At 68.5% G+C, this 5,758-nt stretch carries 5 protein-coding genes; all 5 read left to right on the forward strand.

Going from position 1 to position 5,758, the window contains the following annotated elements; translation table 11 throughout:
- The first annotated feature begins 501 nt into the window (after window positions 1–501).
- Window positions 502–711: an NlpC/P60 family protein gene (locus A6302_RS25925; protein ID WP_342586311.1), complete on the forward strand. Its 210-nt coding sequence runs from the start codon at window positions 502–504 to the stop codon at window positions 709–711.
- A gap of 9 nt (window positions 712–720) precedes the next feature.
- Complete coding sequence (locus A6302_RS25465) at window positions 721–3,489, forward strand: baseplate multidomain protein megatron (RefSeq protein WP_280939450.1); 2,769 nt, start codon at window positions 721–723, stop codon at window positions 3,487–3,489.
- Between the two features lie 11 nt (window positions 3,490–3,500).
- Window positions 3,501–3,707, forward strand: coding sequence for a phage tail protein (locus A6302_RS25470; RefSeq protein WP_280939452.1), 207 nt, complete (start codon window positions 3,501–3,503; stop codon window positions 3,705–3,707).
- Between the two features lie 8 nt (window positions 3,708–3,715).
- Window positions 3,716–4,684: a GTA baseplate fiber-binding domain-containing protein gene (locus tag A6302_RS24895; protein ID WP_245294153.1), complete on the forward strand. Its 969-nt coding sequence runs from the start codon at window positions 3,716–3,718 to the stop codon at window positions 4,682–4,684.
- A gap of 11 nt (window positions 4,685–4,695) precedes the next feature.
- Window positions 4,696–5,758: DUF2793 domain-containing protein (locus tag A6302_RS19025; protein WP_069308347.1), on the forward strand; the 1,063-nt coding region annotated here is incomplete at its 3' end.

Consider the following 5,758-nt stretch of genomic DNA (forward strand, 5'->3'; position numbering starts at 1 on the left):
CCAGCGCTTGCGGTCTCGGGGAGTGCCTAAGTGCGCCCGGATGGATTGCAGTGGTCATGATTGAGCCTCCTAGTCTCTGGAGGAAATATGATACTTCATTTCAGTCAAAACCAGCATCATCTTAGCGTAATGATACCAAATACGCGAGAACTTAGGTGTCATCCTCCGCCTCCAGGTGAGCCAAAAGGATCTTCATTGTGAGCAAGAAATCCATCTTTCGCCAGCCTGGCGCTGTTCGTGATACTTCTCGGTATCAATCCGAGCCAGCAGTCTCTCAGGGGACCGTGGCCGACCCCGCGCGCGTCATCGCCATCGCGCGGTCATGGCTGGGCACGCCGTACCACGACCAGGCCAGCCTGCGCGGTGTCGGCTGCGATTGCCTCGGGCTGGCCCGGGCGTCTGGCGCGAGGTCGTCGGTCCCGAGCCGTTCCCGATCCCGCCCTATAGCCGCGACTGGGGCGAGATGGGCCCGCGCGAAGTTCTGGCTGAGGGCGCTGACGCATGATGATCGAGGTGTCGCCTGCCGAGGCTAGTCCCGGCGCGCTGGTCCTCTTCCGCATGAAGCCGCGCGCCATCGCCAAGCATGTCGGGATCCTGACTGAGCCCGGCGCCTTCCTCCACGCATACGAGCGGCTCGGCGTGATCGAGGAACCGCTCACGCAATCCTGGCGGCGGCGCATCGCCTTCGCCTTCCTGTTCCCGCAACGCTGAGATCCGAACATGGCCACCCTCGTTCTCGGTGCCGCTGGCGCCGCCATTGGCGGTTCGATCGGCGGCGCGATCCTCGGCGTCAGCGCCGCGACCATCGGCGGTTTCATCGGCTCCACCATCGGCTCGGTGGTCGACAGCTGGATCATCTCGTCGCTGGCGCCCACCCAGCGCATCGAGGGCGCGCGGCTCGACACGCTGCGCATCACGTCGGCCACCGAAGGGGCGGTCATTCCGCGGCTCTACGGCCGGATGCGCATGGGCGGCAACATCATCTGGGCGACCGATTTCCGCGAGGAGACGAAGACCACCACCCAAGGCGGCGGCAAGGGCGGCGGGGGCGGCAAGGTCAAGACCACCGAGTATCTCTACTACGCCAGTTTCGCGGTCGCGCTCTGCGAGGGACCGATCACCGGCATCGGGCGCATCTGGGCCGATGGCAAGCCGATGGACCTCTCCGGCGTCACTTGGCGCTGGTATCCGGGCGACGAGGCGCAGGCGGCCGATCCGTTCATCGCGGCGAAGATGGGTGCGTCGAATACCCCGGCCTATCGCGGCACGGCCTATGTGGTCTTCGAGGAACTCGCGCTGTCCACCTATGGCAACCGCCTGCCGCAGCTGTCGTTCGAGGTGTTCCGTCCGCTCGCCGATCCCGACACCGCTGAGGGGCTGACCCGCGCCGTCACCATGATCCCGGCCTCAGGCGAGTTCACCTACGCGACGCAGGCCATCCGCAAGACCGATGGCGGCGCGACGGTGCCCGAGAACCTGAACGCTCTGGCCGACTCCACCGACATGGTGGAGGCGCTCTATCGGCTGCAGGCGATGGCCCCGGCAGTCGAGAGCGTCAGCCTCGTCGTCGCCTGGTTCGGCGACGATCTGCGCGCGGGCTCCTGCAAGGTGCGGCCGGGCGTCGAGGTCTCGGCCAAGTCGACCACGCCTGCCAGCTGGTCGGTGAACGGCGTCAGCCGCGCCAATGCCTTCCTCGTCAGCCGCGACGACCAGGACCGCCCGGTCTATGGCGGCACGCCGTCCGACTTCGCGGTGGTTCAGGCGATCCAGGAGATGAAGGCCCGCGGGCTGCGAGTCACCTTCTATCCGTTCATCCTGATGGACGTGCCGCCCGGCAACAGCCTGCCGAACCCGTATTCTGACAACGCCGCGGAGACGGGCCAGCCCGCGTTCCCTTGGCGGGGGCGGATCACCTGTTCCCCGGCTGCGGGTTTCGTCGGGACCGTGGACAAGACCGGAGCGGCCGCAAGCCAGGTCGCGGCGCTGTTCGGCGCGGCCACGCCCGCCAGCTTCAGCGTCTCGGGTCAGTCTGTCTCCTGGACCGGCACGCCCGGCGACTGGGGCCTGCGCCGCATGGTGCTGCACTATGCCCATCTCTGCGCGGCGGCGGGCGGGGTGAGCTCCTTCCTCATCGGCACCGAGATGCCGGGGCTGACGACGATCCGCTCGGGTGCGGCCACCTATCCGGCCGTGCAGGCCTATCGGGACCTTCTTGCGGATGTGCGGTCCATCCTCGGGTCCGGCACCAGGATCGGCTATGCGGCCGACTGGTCGGAGTATTTCGGGCACCAGCCGGGCGACGGCAGGGGCGACGTGTTCTTCCACCTCGACCCACTCTGGGCCGATCCCGAGATCGATTTCGTCGGGATCGACAACTACATGCCGCTGTCGGACTGGCGCGACGGCTTCGAGCATCTCGACGCGGCAGAGGGCTGGCCCGCGATTTATGACCGGGTCTACCTGCAGACCAACATCGCGGGCGGCGAAGGCTTCGACTGGTTCTATGCCAGCGCGGCGGATCGCACCGCGCAGGTCCGGACCGCGATCACAGACGGCGCGGCGGGCAAGCCATGGGTGTTCCGCTACAAGGATCTGCGCGCCTGGTGGTCGAACACGCATTACGACCGCCCGGGCGGTGTGGAGAGCGGCACACCTACCGCGTGGGCGCCGCAGTCCAAGCCGATCTGGTTCACCGAGCTCGGCTGTCCGGCCATCGACCGTGGCACCAACCAGCCGAACGTCTTCTTCGACCCGAAGTCTTCGGAGAGCTTCACGCCGCATTTCTCGCGGGGCTGGCGCGATGACGCGATCCAGCGCGCGTATCTCGAGGCGACGTATCTCTGGTGGGGCGATGCCGCAAACAACCCGGTGTCCTCGGTCTATGGTGGCCGGATGGTTCATGTGCTGGAATGCGCCGCCTGGACCTGGGACGCGCGGCCCTATCCCTTCTTCCCTGCGCTGACCGACGTCTGGACGGACGGCGCGAACTGGCGGCTGGGGCACTGGCTGACCGGGCGGGTAGGCGCGGTGTCGCTGGCGGCGCTCGTGCGGCACCTCTGCCTGCGCGCCGGGCTGCCCGAGGCGAGGATCGATGTCAGCGGCCTCTGGGGCGCGGTCGAGGGCTACGCCATCACGGCGCTCGAAAGCCCGCGCGCTTCGATCACCACGCTGTCGCGCCACTTCGGCTTCGACGCGGTGGAGACCGAGGGCGTGATCCGCTTCATCATGCGCGGCCGCGCTGCCGTCGCCACGCTCGGTGCCGACGATCTCGTGGCCGGTCGTGAAGGAGACGTGCTGGAGCTGACACGCGGCCAGGAGACGGAACTGCCGCAGGCGCTGAAATGGCAGGTCGCCCGTGCCGACGAGGATTACGATGCGGCCCTCGTCGAGGCGCGGCGCATCACGGTGGACACGACCCGCATCGCCTCCGAGTCCTTCCCGATGGCGGTGCCGCCCGAGGAAGCCGAGCGCCGCTGCCGCCGCGCGTGATGGAGGCGTGGGTGGGGCGCGAGACCGCGGCGTTCCGTCTGCCGCCCTCGCGCCTCGCGCTGGATCCGGCCGACGCGATCCGGCTCCAGCACGATGGGCGGCTCGTCGATCTGCGGCTCGTCTCCATCGCCGACGCGAGGCGCGGGGCATCGAGGCGGTCCGGCAGGATCGAGCGACCTACGACCTGCCGCCCGGCGATCCGCGCGCGGCGTCACTGACGCGCGCCGTGGTGTTCGGCGCGCCCGAGGCGGTGCTGATGGACCTGCCGCAGCTGACCGAAGATCAGCCCGCGCACCGGCCGCTGATTGCGGCGCACGCGGTTCCCTGGCCGGGCGAGATGGCGGTGTTCCGCAGTCCGTCGACGGACGGGTTCGAGGTGCTGACCACGTTCGGCAGCCGCGCCCGGATCGGGGCGCTGGTCTCGGACTTCTACGCGGGGCCGACGTCGCGCTTCGACTTCGGCAATGCGCTGGTGGTCGAATTGCTGACCGGGACGCTGGAAAGCGTCACGGACCTCACCCTGTTCGGCGGGGCCAACGCGCTGGCAATCGAAAGTGCGCCCAGCGTTTGGGAGATCGTGCAGGCAGGCGCGGCCGAACTCCTCGCGCCCGGCCGGTATCGGCTGACCCGCTTGCTGCGGGGCCAGCGCGGGACCGAGGATGCCATGGGCAACCCGGCGCCTGCTGGCGCGCGGGTCGTCGTGCTCGACGACAGCCTCGCCTCTCTGCCGATCGCCGAGGCCGATCTCGGCATCCCGTGGAACTGGCGCATCGGTCCGGCCAGCCGTCCGGTCAGCGACGAGACCTATGTGGCGCAGGCCTTCACGCCCGAGGGCATCGGACTGCGCCCGTTCTCCGTAGCCCATGTCGAGCAGCCATGGCGCACACCGCGCGCGCCCGGCGATCTGACCATCCGCTGGACACGCCGATCCCGGGCACTCGCTGCCGACAGCTGGGGCGGGCTCGAGGTGCCGCTGGCCGAGGAGCTCGAAGCCTACGAGGTCGAGATCCTCGACGGTGCCACGGTGAAGCGCGTCCTGAGCACGGCCACGGCCAACGTGGTCTACAACGCCGCCGCCCAGACCGCCGACTGGGGCGCGCCGCTCGGCCTCGGCGACACGCTCGACATCCGCATCTACCAGCTCTCCGCCCTCGTCGGGCGGGGTTTGCCCAAGACCGTCACGCTGATACTCTGAAGGCCTTTCCCATGTCCGATGCCACGACCCATCTCCTGTTGCCCTACATCCTCGCGGCACAGGCCCAGAAGCACGTCACCCACAACGAGGCGCTGCGGATCCTCGACGGACTCGTCCAGCTTTCCGTGCTCGACCGCGATCTAACAGCGCCGCCCGGTTCTCCTTCCGATGGCGACCGCTACATCGTCGCCTCGGGCGCGACGGGCGACTGGGCGGGCTGGGACCTGAACGTCGCGCTCTGGACCGACGGCGCCTGGCTGCGCCTGCCGCCGCGGACCGGCTGGCGGGCGTGGATCGAGGACGAGGGGCTGCTGCTGGTCTACGACGGCGCGGGCTGGATCGGGACGACACCGACGGCGTTGCAGAACCTCGCGCTCCTCGGGCTGGGCACGACGGCGGATGCGTCGAACCCGTTCTCGGCCAAGCTCAACGCCGCACTCTGGACCGCAAAGACCGTGGCCGAGGGTGGCACCGGCGATCTGTTCTACACCATGAACAAGGAGGCGGCGGGCGACGATCTCGGGCTGACGCTGCAGACCAACTTTGTCACCAAGGCGCTGGTCGGCTTGTTCGGCTCAGACCGCTTCCGCCTCGCGGTCTCGGCCGATGGCAGCACCTTCTTCGACGGGCTCAGCGTCGACAACGCCAACGGCATCGTCGACCAGCCCCGGCTCCCGCGCTTCAAGGCGTACACCAACTACGACAACTATGTCGGCGTCGGGACCTGGACGAAGATCGGCCTGAACAACACCGACACCAACGACCAGGGCGCGTTCGACGCCGCGAACAACCACTTCGTCGCCCCCGTGGACGGCACCTACCTTTTCGGCGCAACGCTGCTCTACAAGATCAACGCCAGCGCCACGGCGAGGATGCGCGGACGCCTGGTCCTGAATGGCACGACCGAAATCCGCGGCTCCCTCGGCGAAATCTCCGCCACCCACGTCTCGCTCGCCACCGCGATCTGGCTGCAGACTATGGTGCCCCTCACCGTGGGCGATACCGTCGAGCTGCAAGGGTATTTCCGGGTCGCGGACGGCTACTTCGCTGCCGATCACACCTCGTTCTGGGGCT

It is taken from the genome of Methylobrevis pamukkalensis (assembly GCF_001720135.1).
Lineage (GTDB): Bacteria > Pseudomonadota > Alphaproteobacteria > Rhizobiales > Pleomorphomonadaceae > Methylobrevis > Methylobrevis pamukkalensis.

Excerpts from the sequence above, each read along its gene's own strand:
- A6302_RS25925 (WP_342586311.1), top strand. The coding sequence starts at position 502 with ATGATGATCGAGGTGTCGCCTGCCGAGGCTAGTCCCGGCGCGCTGGTC.
- A6302_RS25465 (WP_280939450.1), top strand. The coding sequence starts at position 721 with ATGGCCACCCTCGTTCTCGGTGCCGCTGGCGCCGCCATTGGCGGTTCG.